Consider the following 16,171-nt stretch of genomic DNA (forward strand, 5'->3'; position numbering starts at 1 on the left):
CAATTTTTCCTTTTTCTTTTGATATCATCATTTATTATGGGCCAAGTAGGGATAGGAACCTCTACTCCTAATAGTTCTGCAGTACTTGAACTCAATGTATCAAATTTACCAGCCAATAATAAAAAAGGGGTTCTTTTACCACGAGTTGCCCTCTTAAGCAACACAGATGTAGTTACCATTATCAATCCGGCAGCAGGCTTAACAGTTTATAATACAACCGACAACGGCTCCGGAACTACAGCAGTTCTTGCTAATACATATTATTATTGGAATGGCATCAATTGGATAGATCTTGCCAGCATAACGGAAGTAAAAAAAGAACTGTTACCTCAAATATTTTTCCTTGCGGAGGGTAATAATAGTGTTACTACACCACAAAGCCCAATATCAGGATCAGATAATGTAAATATAGCTCCGGTCTTGATTGATTTTTCGGCAGGCTCAATCATTTTGAATACCGGGAATAATATTTCTCTTTTGGACGAAAATAATTTTAAAGTGAATAATTCCGGGAATTATGAAATCTCCGGATATATTGGATACAATCCTCAAATTCTATCATTAACAACCTCAACGAATATGGAGTTTACCATCCAAATTTCCACAGATAACGGAGGCACTTGGTCACCTCTGGCAAAAACGGTCGGTGTATGGGGGAATGGACTTACACAAAATAGCAGAACTAATAATGTTGCTCCTATAGTGGTATCCTTAGCACAAAATAATCTGATCCGATGTACTGTCTTTAAAACAGCAGGCACAAACCATGGAAATAGTGCAAGTATAAGCGCCGCAACCGGACTTAATTATGGTAAAGTTTTAAAAATTCAAAAATTAAACTAAAATGAAAAAAATAATAATACTTGTATATATCACACTCTCATACATCTGTATGGGCCAAGTAGGAATAGGCACCACAACTCCGAATTCGTCGTCTGTTTTGGATCTGGATGTAAGCTCTATTTCTCCTAAAAAAGGCTTTTTGCCACCACGCGTAAACCTTACAAGCAATACGGATGTATCTACTATTCCATCACCACTAACGAGTATGCTTGTTTATAATAAAACGGTATCCGGAAGCGGAAATACTCTGATCAAAGCAAATTCTTTGGTGGTTTGGAATTCTACTATTTGGGAAAGCGTTAGCAATCTACCGGAAATCAGGACTTTAAAAACACCTATAGATTATGTATTATCATCAAAAACGCAACAAGATTTTAGCATAGCAGAATTAGCAAGCATCAATTTAAGTCAGCCAGTGACAGTTCCCTGGCAATCGGCTGATATATATGTAAATAACACCATCGATATCCAATTAACAGGGAATACTTTAAAGTTTTTAACAGATTCCTACTATCAGATCTCAGGAGCACTCAACTTTAAAGTCAACGTCCTTGTGGCGGGGAATTCTTCCCAAGTCATTGTTGCCCTCCAGTCTTCTTCTACCAACGGAATATCATGGAGTACGATTTTCTCCAATAGCACACCTATCGAAAAAAATGCGGCTAATAAAACTCAAACCATTTCGTTTCCAAACTTTATTCATCATTTTTCACCAAATGATCTTTTGAGGGTTGTTATATATAAACCGGCTGTAGCCAATTCCTATGTTTCGAGTTCAGGTGTTCTTGTGAATGTTCCGGGTACTGATATTACAAAAACATTTAGAATCATTAGGATTCAGCAATAAACCCCATTCCTTTTAGTACAGAATAAAAACACATAACCAACTGATAAAAAGACAATTAAATCTCAATAAAATAACTATGACAGATTTTGTCATAAATTGTCAACCATGGTTTTATAGTCATCATATCTGAATATAATAGTTTTGCCGCAAAAACAAATTCGTTCTGTTATGAAAAAAATAGCATTCTTTACTTTTTTAATCTGCGGTGTTTTCACTTTCTCTCAAGTAGGTATTAATACCAGCACTCCTTCTGCTTCTTTGGATATAGCAAGCAAAGGGAATACATCGGCAACAAAAGCACTGGAAGTAAACAATTCCAGTGCTTTAGAAATGGTTACTGTTCTTGATAATGGTAATGTAGGTATTGGTATTGCAAATCCGACTGCACAATTGCACACTACCGGTACCGTAAGAATGGATGGTTTAGGAACAAATGTTACGAATACCAAAGTAATGACTACCGACCCTGCCGGCAATGTTACCACAAGATTAACCAATACCTTACTTCCACAAATTATGGCTGGTGGAAACGGTACAGATGCAGTACCTACAACGCAAACTATATCTTCTATAAATAATACACCTGGATATACCAATAATTTGGCATCTAAAAGTTTTACAATTTCACAAACTTCTTTAGTTACTTTTTCTTATAGTTTGGGTGTTCTCGATATATTGACCTCTTCAGGAAGTAATAATTTTAATGATGGAGCAGCAAAACAAATCGGAGCTAATTTAATATGGAAAAGTTTACCTGCGGGCAGCTCATTCGCTATAAATGGAATATTATGTACGAACGCCATGCCTATTTCAAATACAAATAATAATTATGCAAGCGGGACTTTTTACCAGTCAAATAGCTGTTCTATTATTTTAATCCCGGGTACGTACGCTATTGAACTCCAGGGCTTCTTAAATGCTTTTGACAATATCCAAGGAATCAGAGCAACTTTTGGAGGCTCTCCATATGACAGACTTGATATTTCAGCAACATCCGTACAATAATTTTTAATAAAGTATAATGATGAATAATTTTAATTGGACATTGGTTATTTTTTCTCTGGTTTCCTGCTTTTATAATTGCCAAGTAGGTATAAATACCAATCTTCCATCAGCAATGCTGGATATTGTAAGCAAAGGAAACAGCAGTGCAACAAAAGCCATAAAAATAAGTAATTCAAGTGCATCAGAAATAGTTACTGTTCTTAATAATGGTTATGTTGGTATTGGAATTCCTAATCCGGCAGCACAGCTCCATACTACAAGTATAACGCGAATGGATGATCTCGGAACAAATACCACTAATGCAAAAGTGATGACAGCAGATGGTTCCGGAAATATCACTACAAGATCAACCACATCGCTATTACCTCAGGTATTAGCAGGCAGCGACGGAGCAGATGCCGTATCTTCTGCCCAAACGTTGTCTTCTATAAACAATACGGCAAGCTATACAAACAACTTACTTACTAAAAGTTTTACGATTTCGCAGACCTCTTTAGTTGTTTTTTCGTATCAGCTGGGAATAGACAACATCGTAAATACTTCGGGAACTAACCTAACCGATGGGGCCGAAAAACAATTAGGAGCCCGTTTAATATGGAAAACCCTCCCTTCCGGTAGTCCATTTACAGTGAATGACGTTATGTCAGCTAATACATTGCCTTTTACCAATCTCTCTGCAGCCTATAGCAAAGGTACTTATTATCCGAGAGGAAAATACTTTGTTGTCTTGAACCCAGGCAGTTACTCCATTGAATTAAAGGGATATGTTTTTGCTTTTGATAATGATCAAGGCATAAAAGCAACTATTGGAAACTCTCCATATGACAGACTTGATATCATAGCAACTCCAGTACAATAAGCAGATTAAATGAAAATAATTTATACATATGCTAGTATGATTCTCAATTCTAATGAGATCTAAAAAACTAACTCAACTCTAATTATGCTTGATTTAAAAAAAATACATATCGGAAGGCTTATTAAAGCCAGACATCAGGAATTAAATATTCCTATTGATCGAATTTGCAGGTTTTTTAAGCTTACAGAAGAGGAAATTCTGAACATGTTTAAGCAAAAGAATATGAATTCTGATGATATGCTTAAATGGTCTAAATTATTAAAATATGATTTTTTCAGATTCTATTCTCAACACCTGATTTTATACGCCCCACAAGTGAAAAATAGTAAAAACGGAAATATAGCATTGCCACAGTTCCGGAAAAATATTTATACAAAAGATATCATCAATTTTATTTTAGAGGAAATTAATACCGGTGAAAAAACAAGAAAAGAAGCTGTGGAATACTATGGGATTCCTAAAACTACATTATATAAATGGATAAGTAAATACAATGCGGATGAAAATTCGGAAAATCCCGATTGAAAAACATAATAACAACCAGAAACAACATGATAATCAAAAAAGCAAATTTCCCCAATTACAAACGGATATATACGGATATACTTTCAAAAAAATATCCTGAAAAAGAACATAAATGCAAATATATACTCGAAAAAAAAGAATTGTCTGTATTAGATATCATTAAAATCAATGATATCATTTTTGGTATAAATGATAAAGAAGAATCTATCAATAATCAAAAACACAGGTCTTATGATCACTCTACAATATTAGAGATTTTACATTATCAGAAAAAAAATAAGTTGAATAACTCCCAATTGGCAACTCATTTTAAGCTGAGTAGAAATACGATTGCTAAGTGGAGAAAAAATTTCACGATTTAGAGCTATAAAACTATTGTTAAGAGTAGAATTTCCACCTTAAAAAATTTGCAATGCACCCTCTAACTAATTTAATAATACTAATTAACCATATTTTCGATTCTGTAATATTGAAAGAAAAAAGTCCAGACTTCCTGGATATCACCTTGGAACAATATAGTATCTATGTTATAAGCATTATGCTTGTCATAATAGGATTTGCCCTTTTTTATAGAAGAACAAAATAAAAAAAGCCGCTAACATTACTGTAAGCGGCTTTACTTGTGTGGTCCCACCTGGGCTCGAACCAGGGACCACCTGATTATGAGTCAGGTGCTCTAACCAACTGAGCTATAGGACCTCAAAACTTGGTTAAATTTTGTGTTTGCAAAAATAGTAAAATTTCTTTCACTACAAAACTTTTTATTGCTTTTCTTGACAAAGTTCTACCAATACCCCATTGGTGGATTTAGGGTGAAGGAATACAACTAATTTGTTATCAGCACCTTCTTTCGGTTCTTCAGAAATAAACTGAAACCCTTCTTTTTTCAATCTTTGCACCTCTTCAAGGATATTTTCCACGCCAAAAGCCAAATGATGGATGCCTTCGCCCTTTTTCCTTATAAATTTTGAGATCGGACTTTCAGGATTGCTCGCTTCCAGCAGCTCAATTTTACTCTCTCCTGTTTCATAAAAAGAGGTTACCACGCCTTCCCTTTCGACGGTTTCTTTCTTGTAAGATTCTTTTCCTAAAAGTTTAGTAAAAAGTTCATCAGAAATTCCTAAAGATTGCACGGCAATACCAATATGTTCTAGCTTCATAAATAATAATACATATAATTAAATCGTAAATTTGATACCGGAGCCACATTTCAAAGTATCAATTCAAACAAAAGTACTAAATTTGCAGAAATTATGGAAAGTAACAGACAAAGAAAAGTAGCACAGATTATTCAGGAAGACTTCGCAGAGCTTTTCCGAAAACAAGCTTCAGAAAGCAAGCAGAGTATATTGGTATCCGTTTCGGATGTAAAAGTAACTCCGGATTTAGGAATTGCTAAAATTTATTTAAGCATCTTCCCTCAGGAATTCCGTTCCGCAGTAATGAAGGAAATTGAGGAAAACAAAGCACAATACAGAAACTTCATCGGTCAGAAAATGGGAAAACAGGTTCGTATCATCCCTCAAATTAATTTCTATCTGGATACCGCTCTGGATGATGTGGAAAAATTAGAAAAAGAATTAAGAGGCGAAGGCGACAATCCGGTTTTATAAGATCTTGAAGAATATTGCATTTTACATAGCATCCCGATACCTTTTAGCAAAAAAAGGCAGTACTGCAGTCACGTTCATTACGTGGCTGGCAGTAGGAGCAATGACGGTAGCTGTGGCTGCAATGTTCGTCATCATTTCAGTTTTTTCAGGACTTGAAAACCTGAATAAAGACCTGATCTCCAATCTTCATGCAGATCTTACGCTTAAGAATGCAACTGGGAAAACAATCAAAGATCTCGGCAAAGTTACTGAAGTCTTAAAAGCTAATAAGGAAATTCTCAGCTTTTCCCGGGTGATTGAAGAAAAAGTATACATTAACTTTAACGGAAAAGGAGATATTGCTTATTTAAGAGGTGTTGATTCTGCATATACGAAAGTAAATCCCATCAATAAGGATGTATTCTTTGGAGTATATCCAAGCTTTAAATACTCCAATGAAGTATTAATGGAAAATAATCTGGACAACAGATTATCTATTCCCATTGATTCATCCAATCATTACGCCACTATTTTCATGCCCAAACCCGGCACGGGAATCATTAATAAAGAAGAAGACATTTATAATAAAAGGGATATTCTTGTAACCGGAGTTTTCCCTGGGAAAGATCAGCTGGACAATTATATTATTTCTCCTATTGAACTGGCAGAAGAACTGCTTAGCCTTCCAAAAAAATCAGCTTACCAGATTGTTATTAAATTAAAAAATCCGGAAAATGCTGACATGGTCAAACAAAACCTACTTTCTTCTCTTGGAAAAACAATTCAGATTAAAACGAAGGAAGAAGAAAATGCAGCCTTCTGGAAAATGATCAACACAGAGAAAATGTTTATCTACCTGATTTTCGCACTGGTGATCTTTATTACGACTTTTAACCTGGCAGGAGCTATCATTATTTTACAGCTCGACAAAAAAGAACAGGCAAAATCTTTAATCTCACTGGGGCTTCCTTTAAGTCATCTGAGAAAAATATATTTTTATACCGGTATCCTGATTGTTATTTCAGGAGTCGTTACAGGACTGATTCTGGGAACTGCACTCTGCTATTTCCAGCTATACACAGAATTCTTCAGAGCCAATGATGTACTGCCTTTCCCTGTGAAAATAGTAGGTCAGAATTACCTGATCGTAGCCTGTACAGCATCATTGTTTGGCGTCGCCATTTCATGGTTCTTTTCTAAAATCAGCAAAGACTATATTACCAAAAATTAATACACTTCATTTTCATTTTTTTGTACCTTTACGGCCCAATTTATGGAAATGAAACGAATTTTATCCTTTATTTTGCTGAATATTGCATTTTTTAATGCATCAGCACAGGCTCCGGCCAATTACTACAGTACCGCAGCTGGTTTAACGGGTCCTGACCTTAAAACCGAGCTAAGTGCAATTATCACCAACGGGCATCAGGCTAAAACCTATGACCAACTTTGGACTGGATATGCAACAACGGACAGGGATTATGACTATGAAAATGATGGGACGATCTTAGATATTTATTCTGAGAAGCCTAACGGTCCAGATCCTTATAACTTCACCCTTGGCACCAACCAGTGTGGTCAATATTCAGGTGAAGGAGGCTGCTACAACAGAGAACATATCGTTCCGCAAAGTCTTTTCAATGAAGCTTTACCTATGAAATCCGACATTAACTTTATCCGTGCAACAGACGGAAAAGTAAATGGAATGAGATCTAATTATCCATTTGGAAAGGTATCAGTACCCACTTTCACCTCTTTAAACAGTTCTAAATTAGGACCTTCTGCATCACCCGGATATTCAGGAATTGTATTTGAACCCAACGATGGTTTCAAAGGAGATGTTGCCAGAATGATTTTCTATTTTGTAACGAGATATCAATCTAACCTTTCAGGATTTAGCTCAGGAAACATGCTTGGCTCAACTGCTTTTCCGGGGCTTCAACCTTGGGAACTGAACCAGTTGCTGGAATGGAATACTTTAGATCCTGTTTCTCCTGCTGAAATTCGCAGAAATAATGCTTCTTTTGCTTACCAGGGAAACAGAAACCCATTTATTGATAATCCTTCGTATGCTAACCTGATTTGGGGAGCACCGGTTATTGATAATGAAGCACCAACCGCAGCGACCAATTTAGCAGCCAATAACCCAACTTCAAACTCTATTGCTTTAAGCTGGACCGCAGCTACAGACAATATTGGAGTAGCAGCATATGATATATATGCAAATGGTACTCTAAAAGCTACCGTTACCGGAACAACAGCTATTGTTACAGGATTATCTTCATCTACTACCTATAATTTCTATATTATTGCTAAAGATGCATTTGGAAATGCATCCCCGCAAAGTAATATTGCAACGGAAACTACTTTAGCAGGACAGTCAGGTGGAAATACAAGCTGTGGAACAGAGAATTTCTCTAACATCCCTACGTCTACAAATCCAGCTTATGATACAAGAATATGGACAAATAACAATATAACATGGACGGCAACTGATGCAAGAATCGACCAAACGATCACAGGAAAAGCTATTACAATAAGAAATGGTACTTTAACAAGTTCAACTATTTCCGGTGGAATTCAGAGTTTAACTTTAACCACTCAGTTAAAATTCTCAGGAAATCCTGGTAATATCAATGTTCTTATAAACAATGTAAACGTAGGAACAATTCCTTACAGTTCTACTACAACTACAACTACACTTAATAATATAAATATAAGTGGAGATTTTGTTATAAAACTCACCAATTCATCTACCGTAGATAGACCTGCTTTGGATGACCTTAGCTGGACATGTTTCTCTTCATTAGGAACTTCAGAAATCAATAAAAACAAATCTGCTTTTGCCATCTACCCTAACCCGGTAAAAAACAATGAGCTTTTTGTAAAAGGTGAAAACCTGAGCAAAATTTCAAAAGCAGAAATTTATGATTTCTCTGGAAAATTAATCGACGTGATCATCAATCCTTTTAAAACCTCTAACAAGATCAACCTTAAGGGGATTACTAAAGGAAATTACATCCTTAAAACAGATAGTTTCTCTACAAAATTCATTGTAGAATAATTGTTAAAAAATATTTATAAAGAAAGACCGATTTATTCGGTCTTTTTTTTATTTTTGATAGTATGGATTCCAATAAAAAATTAGGCTTGATAGGAAAGAATATTTCCTATTCTTTTTCTAAGAAGTTCTTCGAAGACAAGTTTCAAAAGTTAATGCTGAAAGGCTTTTCATATGATATTTTTGATCTCAGTGAGATTCATGAAGTTGAACAGCTGTTTTCCAATCCGGACCTTTTAGGCTTCAACGTTACGATTCCTTTTAAAGAAAAAATCATTGATTATCTGGATGAATTAAGTGACGAAGCTAAAAAAATAGGTGCCGTCAACTGTGTACTCATCCAAAACGGTAAAAAAACAGGATACAATACAGACGCTTTCGGATTTGAAAAAACCTTGCTGCTCCACAAAAAAAATCATCAGGATACAGCCTTAATTCTAGGCAGTGGTGGCGCTGCAAAAGCAGTACAATACGTTCTGGATAAAAACGGAATTTCTTCCAAAATCGTTTCAAGAAATTCTGAAATTAATTTCGAAAATCTGGATAAAGAAACCGTACAAAATTATAAAATCATTGTTCAGTGTACACCAGTGGGAACTTTCCCTAATGTAGAGGATTGTCTGAACTTTCCTTTTGACGGACTTACTCCTGAGCACTTGATTATCGATTTGATATATAACCCTAACTATACACAGTTCATTATTAATGCATCTGAAAAAGGAGCAAAAACAGTAAACGGTTACTACATGCTGGAACAGCAAGCAGAAAAAGCTTGGGAAATTTGGAACTTTCAAAAAAAATAACATAAATTAGTACTTTAATTGCCTTTTAAGCTATATTAACGCCACTCACATAAAAGACTTGCTATGACTACAGAAAACAATCTTTCTGAAAACGAAGAAATGAAAAATTCTAACGAAGTATCTCAAGAAGAAACATCAGAAAACACTACAGTTCACGATGTAACCACACACGACAATGAAGCAGAACACCTTGAAGAAGAGCATGTAGAAGCAGATATCACTTTAGCCGATGCTTTGAAAGAAATGGAAAAAATTATCAACACGGATAATGCCGGTGAGAATTTTAAAACATTCAATCAGCTCAAAGAAAAAGCAAGTCATTACATTCATGATGAAGTGGAAGATAAAAAACATGAGTACGCCGAAGCAGGCAATGCTCCTGAAAACTTCAGCTACGAACATCCTGCACAAGCAAGATTCTCCGCTTTAGTCAATATCTTCAGAGAAAAACACGACACCTACCAAAAAGGTCAGGAAGAAGAGCAAAAGAAAAACCTGGATCACAGACAGGGAATCATCGAAAGGCTTAAAAATCTATACACCAATTCTGAACCGGGGATCAATCTTTTCAAATCGATCCGAGAGATCAAAGAAGACTGGTCAAATGCAGGACAGGTTGCTAAATCTGAATTTAAAATCCTTAACAATAACTATTTCCACCATTTGAATCAGTTTTATCAAATGCTGGATTTAAATAAGGAATTTCTTGAGCAGGAATACAGCCACAACCTTGAAAAAAGACAGCACATCATTGCCCGTGCACAGGAACTTCAAAATGAACCTGTTATTCAAAAGGCATTGAATGAACTGCAATATCTTCACAAACTTTGGAAAGAAGAAGCAGAACCTGTAGCAGAAGAATTCCGTGAAAAAACATGGGAAGAATTCAAAGAAATCTCCAATAAAATTCACGAAAGAAAGTCTGAACTCTCTGCAGCCATAGAAACAGAGCAAAATGACAGTCTTGAAAAGAAAAATCAGATCATTGCGGAAATAAAGAAACTTTCTGAACCCTCTGAAACACCTAACCACAACTACTGGCAAAACTCCATAAAAAGAGTGGAAGATCTGCGTTCTGAATTCCTGAAAACCGGAAGCGTTCCAAGAAAACTATCCAACCAAAACTGGAATGATTTCAAAACAACACTCAGAGCTTTCAATACAACAAAAAATAATTACTACAAATCTTTAAAAGGTTCTCAGCAGGCCAATTTGGAAGAGAAATTAAAACTTATCCAGACTGCAAAAGACAATATGAACAATGAAGAATGGGAAATTACCGTTCCGTTGTTCAAAAAACTACAGGAAGACTGGAAAAAGGTTGGACACGTTCCAAAAAGCATGACCAATAAGATCTGGGACGAATTCCGCGATGCATGTAATACTTTCTTCAACAATTACAGAGAGAAAAGCAATACTTCTACTGATAACTGGAAAGAAAACTACAAGCAGAAAAAAGACTTGCTTGATGAACTGAAGACAGTAACCAATGAAGAAGGAAGTATCGAAAAAATTGAAGCTGTAAAAACAGCATGGAACAACATTGGAAAAGTTCCAAGAGATAAAATATCGATCAATACAGAATTCAACAGAACATTAAGAGAAAAGTTGAAATTGAATAAGATCAATGAACTTGAACTTAAAGAAGAAGGCTTATCTGAAAATCAACTTACAGACAAAGCAAGAAAAATCAAGAGCCAGATTTCTGACCTGGAAGCTGAGATCACAAAATTGGAAACCAATCTTGCATTCTTTAAAAATCCATCGAAAGATAATCCTCTGTTAAGAGATACGTTCAATACTATTGATGAGAAAAGATCTCATCTTGACACGTTAAGACAAAATCTTCACAGCATCATCGCTGGAGAATAAATTTTATCACAATATTAAAAACAGGCGAAGCAAAGAAATTTGTCTTCGCCTTTTTCATGAACCATTATGCAGGACGAATTATACATAAAAAGATGCATCGAGCTGGCTCAAAAAGCTTTAGGGAAAACCTATCCAAATCCATTGGTAGGAAGCGTTATCGTGCATAACGGGAAAATAATAGGAGAAGGCTATCATCATAAAGCAGGAGAAAATCATGCTGAAATTAACGCCATTAATTCCGTTAAAAACAAAGAGTTGATCCCGGAATCAACCATCTATGTGTCACTGGAACCTTGTGCCCACTACGGAAAAACGCCACCCTGTGCCTTAAAAATCAAAGAGCTGGGATTCAAAAAAGTAGTGATTGGTGCTATGGATTCTCATGACAAAGTCAACGGAAAAGGAAAAAAAATCATTCAGGATGCAGGAATCGAAGTCGTTTCCGGAGTGTTGGAAAAAGAATGTATTGAACTGAATAAACGCTTTTTCACCTATCATGAAAAGAAAAGGCCTTACATCATCCTCAAATGGGCAGAATCAGGCGATGGATTTCTAGATAAAGACTGCAAACCCTACTCTATTTCAAATTCGCTGGTTAATCAATGGGTACATCAGTTAAGAGCCGATGAACACGCCATATTGGTGGGAACACAAACCGCTTTAAATGATAATCCCAGTTTGACCGTTAGAAACGCTGAAGGAACAAACCCTGTAAGAATTCTCATTGATTTTGATTTAAAAGTTCCGGACAGTTTCAAGATCTATAATAATGAAGCACCAACGTTGGTGATCAACAATATAAAAGAAGGATCAGAAAATAATATCAAATTTATTAAGGTAGCAAAAGATAATTTCCTGTTGGATCTCATGAATATTCTGTATAAAGAGCAGATACAGTCTATTATTATAGAAGGCGGAAGTTTTACGTTGCAGCAGTTCATCAAGGCGAATCTTTGGGATGAGGCGATTATCATTAAAAATGAAGGTCTACAACTGGAAAACGGAACAAAAGCCCCTGTATTCAAAAACGACACAGAGGATCAAAAAACTTTCCTTGACAATACAGTATATAAATACGTTAATTCTCATCAAACCAGCACATCATATTAATTAAATGGTTAAATTAGCTTTAACCAACTAAAAAAATTAATATGAAAAATTCAAAAAAAATCTCAAGAATCAGTTTAAAAAGCATTACCGGCGGAGGGTTTGTCACCTGTACCTTACCTAACGGACAGCCTACAAGATGCCGGGATTATTGTCCTCAGGATTTTTGTGGTCCTACCAGCTATATGTGCTTAATTCCTATGGACCTATGCGAATAAAGCATTTCAGCCATATTGACAATTTCAAAAAAACACAGGAAGTCTTCAAAATTTTGAAGGCTTCTTTATTGATCATTGCATAACTTACCCAGCATTTTATACTTTTGCATTTATAAAGATGGCTACAATGACGTTCGAATACAAAACCATAGAGAAACCCATAGAAAATATTTTATTAAAGGAAAAAGGAAGCAAATTCATTGGATTTGCCTATCCCGTCAATAATGAAAAGGAGCTAAAAAATGCATTGGAAAAAGTAAGAACAGAACATCCCAAAGCAACCCACCATTGTTATGCTTTCAGAATGGGCCTTCAGGGCGAAAATTATCGCGCCAATGATGATGGAGAACCTTCCGGAAGTGCCGGGCTCCCTATTTACAATCAATTATTAGCTCATGAAATCACCAATGTGCTCGCTATTGTCGTTAGGTATTATGGAGGCACAAAATTAGGCGTATCCGGATTGGTCAAAGCCTATAAAGAATCTTCAAAATTAACATTGGAAGAAGCGAATATCATTACTAAAGAATTGGAAACAGAAATTGAAATCCGTTTTAATTTTAATCAGCAAAATACCATTTTTACCCTACTTTCAAAATTTGATGCGAAAGTGCTCAATTTTGATGCTGATGAAAACTGCATTCTCACTGCTTCCTTAAAAATAGCCCAAAAAGAAAGCATCTCAGAAAAACTCTCCGAGATGCAATATATTTCTTTTAAATTTACTTATTAATTAATTTCTTCGGCTTCCTAATAAAAGAGAAGCCCAGTACAGCAACTGAGCCAGAGAACCAATGGCTGCAACCACATACGTTCTGGCTGCCCATGTAAGACTATCCTTTACGCCTACAAATTCCTCTGCAGTTACAGTCCCGGTATCTTTAAGCCATTTCATCGCCCTGTTACTCGCATCATATTCTACAGGAAGCGTGATGAACGCAAAAAGTGTAGTCGCTGCAAACATAATAACTCCGATCGCCAGAACCAAAGTATTTCCTCTTGGATTTTGTTCTGAAGCCGTTGCCGCCATAATACCGATTCCGGCAATAAGAACAAACTGCATAAGATTAGAACTTATCTGAACAACAGGTACCAGTTTAGATCGTAACTGTAGCATTGAATATCCTACAGCATGTTGTACCGCATGACCACATTCATGAGCAGCCACTGCCGCCGCCGCTGCATTTCGCTGCATATAAACTCCTTCAGAAAGGTTTACGGTTTTATCAGCCGGGTTATAATGATCCGTTAACTGACCCGGTACAGAAATTACCTGTACATCATTAATCCCATTATCTCTGAGCATTTTTTCAGCAACTTCTTTACCTGAAAGTCCATTTCTTAGATGGACATTAGAGTAATATTCAAATTTCGATTTTAGCTTGGAGGACACGTACCAGCTTACGAGCATCGAAATAATTATGATAATATAATAACCCATTATTTCTTCTATATTTTGTGTTAAATTTTTAAGCATATTGATGTAAAAACTGTGCCAAAGTATTCCATAATATTATTTATATTTGTCCTTTAATTACGTCATAAAACTATGTCTAAAGTTTCCATTCTTGAAGTAAAAACGGCCGATCAGTTAAAGAAATTTGTAAAATTTCCTATGGATCTGTATAAAAACAACCCTTATTATGTTCCTTCTTTTATTAAAGATGAATTTAAGATCTGGGATCCAAAAGAAAATCCGGCACTGAATTATTCGGAAGCGAAACAATATCTCGCCTTCAAAGACAATAAAGTAGTTGGACGGATTGCAGTGATGATCAATCATAAAGAAGAAAAGGAATTAGGCATTGCAAAAGTTCGTTTTGGATGGATTGATTTTATTGATGATCAGGAAGTTTCGGCTGCTTTAATTCAAAAAGCAATCGATTATGCCAAAGAGCATCAAATAGATAAAATCGAGGGACCAATGGGCTTTACCAATCTTGATAAGGCAGGAATGCTGACCATGGGCTTTGATAAACTGGCTACTATGATTGGAATTTACAACCACGAATACTATCCTAAACACCTTGAAAATCTTGGTTTGACCAAAGAAAAAGAATGGGTAGAATTTGAAATGAATTTTCCAAAAGTATTGCCTGAAAAAGTAGAGAAATTCAGTGGATTAATCGCTCAAAAATACAAACTTAAAGTTCTGCATTTCAAATCAAAAGAGGAGATTTTACCTTACGTGGAACCCATGTTTAAGCTGTTGGATGAAACGTATAAACACCTTTCAACATATACTCCAATTTCTGATGAGCAAATCCAGACATACAGAGAAAAATACTTCCCGTTTATTGATAAAAACTACGTGATTTGTGTAGTAGATGAAAATCAGGAACTGGTTTCTTTTGCCATCACAATGCCTTCTTATTCAAGAGCTTTACAGAAATCAAAGGGCAAATTATTCCCATTCGGATGGTGGCACTTTTTGCAGGCAAGTAAGAAAAATGACCGTGCTAATTTCTATCTTATCGGAATTCATCCCGAATATCAGCGACGTGGCGTAACTGCCATTATCTTCAAAGAAATTTTCGTGCGTTTTACAAGCATGGGAATTGATTTTGCAGAAACCAACCCTGAACTGGAGGAAAATAAAAGTGTTCAGGTACTCTGGCAGGATTACAACCCGGTTAATCATAAAAGAAGGAGAACCTATTCAATGATGATTAATGATAAATAATAAAATTCTTTCACTGAAGTTCATTAATTACCTTGCTAAAAAAAAGGGACCCCGTATCGTATAACTCTACTTTAGACACATTTTTTATGAAGCCGCATCTTATTGTTTTTGCCATTTTAATCGCAGGATTTATCACGTACAATCTATTTTTCCAGATACAGGATGACCGGACTAATACAGTCGTTAATATCATCTATGCAAGTGTCCTTTTCGGCTACATTTCATTTATGGCCTTCTCTCTCCTCAAAAAAATGCGAAAATAAGCGTTATTTTTATTGATTCTAAATTATTGGTTTTCCCTAATTTCATCAGACTTTTAACCTGATTAATTTCATGCTTTATTCTTTATTCGCTAAATTTGCAAATTGAGATAATAATGCAAAAATGAATTTACCTGAAAGTTATATTCCAATCCTTATCCAAGCCGGTGTTGCGGTTGCTTTCGTAGCGGTTTCATTACTTGGAGCACATTTTCTAGGTCCACAACAGAAAAAAGGAAATTCTGTAAAAAACCAGAGTTGGGAATGTGGAATTCCTGTAGAAGGAAATGCGAGAACACCGTTTTCTATTAAGTACTTCCTGACTGCGGTATTGTTTGTACTTTTCGATATTGAAATCGTATTTTTTTATCCTTATGCTGTAAACTTCAGAGAATTCGGATTTGAAGGATTCCTTGCAGTGCTTACATTCGTAGCCATTTTCTTCGTAGCGTTTTTCTACGTTTGGAAACGCGGTGCGCTAGATTGGGATAAATAA

19 protein-coding genes and 1 tRNA gene are annotated in these 16,171 nt (G+C 35.7%); 17 read left to right on the forward strand and 3 right to left on the reverse strand.

Features of this window, described 5'->3' with window-relative positions; translation table 11 throughout:
- Window positions 1-36: 36 nt before the first annotated feature.
- From IW15_RS13860 to IW15_RS13885, 6 genes are all read left to right on the forward strand, one after another.
- Window positions 37-843: a hypothetical protein gene (locus tag IW15_RS13860; protein ID WP_034712324.1), complete on the forward strand. Its 807-nt coding sequence runs from the start codon at window positions 37-39 to the stop codon at window positions 841-843.
- Window position 844: 1 nt separating this feature from the next.
- Window positions 845-1,690 carry a hypothetical protein gene (locus tag IW15_RS13865; RefSeq protein WP_131368560.1) on the forward strand — a complete coding sequence of 282 codons (846 nt, stop codon included), beginning with the start codon at window positions 845-847 and terminating at the stop codon, window positions 1,688-1,690.
- 168 nt (window positions 1,691-1,858) lie between these two features.
- Window positions 1,859-2,695: a hypothetical protein gene (locus IW15_RS13870; protein ID WP_034712328.1), complete on the forward strand. Its 837-nt coding sequence runs from the start codon at window positions 1,859-1,861 to the stop codon at window positions 2,693-2,695.
- Window positions 2,696-2,711: 16 nt separating this feature from the next.
- Window positions 2,712-3,554 carry a hypothetical protein gene (locus IW15_RS13875; RefSeq protein WP_131368561.1) on the forward strand — a complete coding sequence of 281 codons (843 nt, stop codon included), beginning with the start codon at window positions 2,712-2,714 and terminating at the stop codon, window positions 3,552-3,554.
- 84 nt (window positions 3,555-3,638) lie between these two features.
- Complete coding sequence (locus IW15_RS13880) at window positions 3,639-4,079, forward strand: transposase (RefSeq protein ID WP_034712332.1); 441 nt, start codon at window positions 3,639-3,641, stop codon at window positions 4,077-4,079.
- A 26-nt stretch (window positions 4,080-4,105) separates the two neighbouring features.
- Window positions 4,106-4,441, forward strand: coding sequence for a hypothetical protein (locus tag IW15_RS13885; protein WP_034712334.1), 336 nt, complete (start codon window positions 4,106-4,108; stop codon window positions 4,439-4,441).
- A gap of 263 nt (window positions 4,442-4,704) precedes the next feature.
- Here the strand turns inward: IW15_RS13885 and IW15_RS13890 are convergent.
- A tRNA-Ile gene (locus IW15_RS13890) sits at window positions 4,705-4,778 on the reverse strand.
- A 62-nt stretch (window positions 4,779-4,840) separates the two neighbouring features.
- The gene (mce, locus tag IW15_RS13895; RefSeq protein WP_034712337.1) at window positions 4,841-5,239 is read right to left on the reverse strand and encodes a methylmalonyl-CoA epimerase; all 399 of its coding nucleotides are present in this window, start codon (window positions 5,237-5,239) and stop codon (window positions 4,841-4,843) included.
- Between the two features lie 93 nt (window positions 5,240-5,332).
- On the opposite strand from mce, the gene rbfA reads away from it, so the two are divergent.
- The 8 genes from rbfA to IW15_RS13930 all read left to right on the forward strand — a co-directional run bounded on the left by rbfA (window position 5,333) and on the right by IW15_RS13930 (window position 13,465).
- Window positions 5,333-5,692, forward strand: a complete 360-nt coding sequence (gene rbfA, locus IW15_RS13900) for a 30S ribosome-binding factor RbfA (RefSeq protein WP_034712338.1) — start codon at window positions 5,333-5,335, stop codon at window positions 5,690-5,692.
- Between the two features lie 4 nt (window positions 5,693-5,696).
- Window positions 5,697-6,902 (forward strand): ABC transporter permease, encoded by a 1,206-nt coding sequence (locus IW15_RS13905; protein ID WP_034712341.1) that lies wholly within the window; start codon window positions 5,697-5,699, stop codon window positions 6,900-6,902.
- Window positions 6,903-6,950: 48 nt separating this feature from the next.
- Complete coding sequence (locus IW15_RS13910; protein ID WP_051882053.1) at window positions 6,951-8,735, forward strand: endonuclease; 1,785 nt, start codon at window positions 6,951-6,953, stop codon at window positions 8,733-8,735.
- Window positions 8,736-8,797: 62 nt separating this feature from the next.
- On the forward strand, window positions 8,798-9,535 hold the full coding sequence (locus tag IW15_RS13915; protein WP_034712344.1) for a shikimate dehydrogenase family protein: 738 nt from the start codon (window positions 8,798-8,800) through the stop codon (window positions 9,533-9,535).
- A gap of 63 nt (window positions 9,536-9,598) precedes the next feature.
- Window positions 9,599-11,407 carry a DUF349 domain-containing protein gene (locus IW15_RS13920; RefSeq protein WP_034712348.1) on the forward strand — a complete coding sequence of 603 codons (1,809 nt, stop codon included), beginning with the start codon at window positions 9,599-9,601 and terminating at the stop codon, window positions 11,405-11,407.
- 66 nt (window positions 11,408-11,473) lie between these two features.
- Entirely contained in the window at window positions 11,474-12,517 is a 1,044-nt protein-coding gene (ribD, locus tag IW15_RS13925) for a bifunctional diaminohydroxyphosphoribosylaminopyrimidine deaminase/5-amino-6-(5-phosphoribosylamino)uracil reductase RibD (protein WP_034712351.1), read from the forward strand.
- 41 nt (window positions 12,518-12,558) lie between these two features.
- The gene (locus IW15_RS22825) at window positions 12,559-12,732 is read left to right on the forward strand and encodes a bacteriocin-like protein (RefSeq protein WP_165585198.1); all 174 of its coding nucleotides are present in this window, start codon (window positions 12,559-12,561) and stop codon (window positions 12,730-12,732) included.
- Between the two features lie 118 nt (window positions 12,733-12,850).
- Window positions 12,851-13,465, forward strand: coding sequence for an IMPACT family protein (locus IW15_RS13930; RefSeq protein WP_034712353.1), 615 nt, complete (start codon window positions 12,851-12,853; stop codon window positions 13,463-13,465).
- Here the strand turns inward: IW15_RS13930 and IW15_RS13935 are convergent, their stop codons facing one another.
- Entirely contained in the window at window positions 13,466-14,173 is a 708-nt protein-coding gene (locus IW15_RS13935) for a zinc metallopeptidase (protein ID WP_034712564.1), read from the reverse strand.
- Between the two features lie 108 nt (window positions 14,174-14,281).
- On the opposite strand from IW15_RS13935, the gene IW15_RS13940 reads away from it, so the two are divergent.
- The 3 genes from IW15_RS13940 to IW15_RS13945 all read left to right on the forward strand — a co-directional run bounded on the left by IW15_RS13940 (window position 14,282) and on the right by IW15_RS13945 (window position 16,171).
- On the forward strand, window positions 14,282-15,415 hold the full coding sequence (locus IW15_RS13940; protein WP_034712356.1) for a GTP cyclohydrolase: 1,134 nt from the start codon (window positions 14,282-14,284) through the stop codon (window positions 15,413-15,415).
- 86 nt (window positions 15,416-15,501) lie between these two features.
- Window positions 15,502-15,678 (forward strand): hypothetical protein, encoded by a 177-nt coding sequence (locus tag IW15_RS22830; RefSeq protein ID WP_165585199.1) that lies wholly within the window; start codon window positions 15,502-15,504, stop codon window positions 15,676-15,678.
- 121 nt (window positions 15,679-15,799) lie between these two features.
- Entirely contained in the window at window positions 15,800-16,171 is a 372-nt protein-coding gene (locus IW15_RS13945) for an NADH-quinone oxidoreductase subunit A (protein WP_034712358.1), read from the forward strand.

It is taken from the genome of Chryseobacterium soli, from assembly GCF_000737705.1.
GTDB lineage: Bacteria > Bacteroidota > Bacteroidia > Flavobacteriales > Weeksellaceae > Chryseobacterium > Chryseobacterium soli.

Bases quoted from the DNA above. Each gene is read 5' to 3' on its own strand.
- IW15_RS13860 (WP_034712324.1), top strand. From the start codon at position 37: ATGGGCCAAGTAGGGATAGGAACCTCTACTCCTAATAGTTCTGCAGTA.
- IW15_RS13865 (WP_131368560.1), top strand. From the start codon at position 845: ATGAAAAAAATAATAATACTTGTATATATCACACTCTCATACATCTGT.
- IW15_RS13870 (WP_034712328.1), top strand. From the start codon at position 1,859: ATGAAAAAAATAGCATTCTTTACTTTTTTAATCTGCGGTGTTTTCACT.
- IW15_RS13875 (WP_131368561.1), top strand. From the start codon at position 2,712: ATGATGAATAATTTTAATTGGACATTGGTTATTTTTTCTCTGGTTTCC.
- IW15_RS13880 (WP_034712332.1), top strand. From the start codon at position 3,639: ATGCTTGATTTAAAAAAAATACATATCGGAAGGCTTATTAAAGCCAGA.
- IW15_RS13885 (WP_034712334.1), top strand. From the start codon at position 4,106: ATGATAATCAAAAAAGCAAATTTCCCCAATTACAAACGGATATATACG.
- mce (WP_034712337.1), bottom strand. From the start codon at position 5,239: ATGAAGCTAGAACATATTGGTATTGCCGTGCAATCTTTAGGAATTTCT.
- rbfA (WP_034712338.1), top strand. From the start codon at position 5,333: ATGGAAAGTAACAGACAAAGAAAAGTAGCACAGATTATTCAGGAAGAC.
- IW15_RS13910 (WP_051882053.1), top strand. From the start codon at position 6,951: ATGAAACGAATTTTATCCTTTATTTTGCTGAATATTGCATTTTTTAAT.
- IW15_RS13915 (WP_034712344.1), top strand. From the start codon at position 8,798: ATGGATTCCAATAAAAAATTAGGCTTGATAGGAAAGAATATTTCCTAT.
- IW15_RS13920 (WP_034712348.1), top strand. From the start codon at position 9,599: ATGACTACAGAAAACAATCTTTCTGAAAACGAAGAAATGAAAAATTCT.
- ribD (WP_034712351.1), top strand. From the start codon at position 11,474: ATGCAGGACGAATTATACATAAAAAGATGCATCGAGCTGGCTCAAAAA.
- IW15_RS22825 (WP_165585198.1), top strand. From the start codon at position 12,559: ATGAAAAATTCAAAAAAAATCTCAAGAATCAGTTTAAAAAGCATTACC.
- IW15_RS13930 (WP_034712353.1), top strand. From the start codon at position 12,851: ATGGCTACAATGACGTTCGAATACAAAACCATAGAGAAACCCATAGAA.
- IW15_RS13935 (WP_034712564.1), bottom strand. From the start codon at position 14,173: ATGGGTTATTATATTATCATAATTATTTCGATGCTCGTAAGCTGGTAC.
- IW15_RS13940 (WP_034712356.1), top strand. From the start codon at position 14,282: ATGTCTAAAGTTTCCATTCTTGAAGTAAAAACGGCCGATCAGTTAAAG.
- IW15_RS22830 (WP_165585199.1), top strand. From the start codon at position 15,502: ATGAAGCCGCATCTTATTGTTTTTGCCATTTTAATCGCAGGATTTATC.
- IW15_RS13945 (WP_034712358.1), top strand. From the start codon at position 15,800: ATGAATTTACCTGAAAGTTATATTCCAATCCTTATCCAAGCCGGTGTT.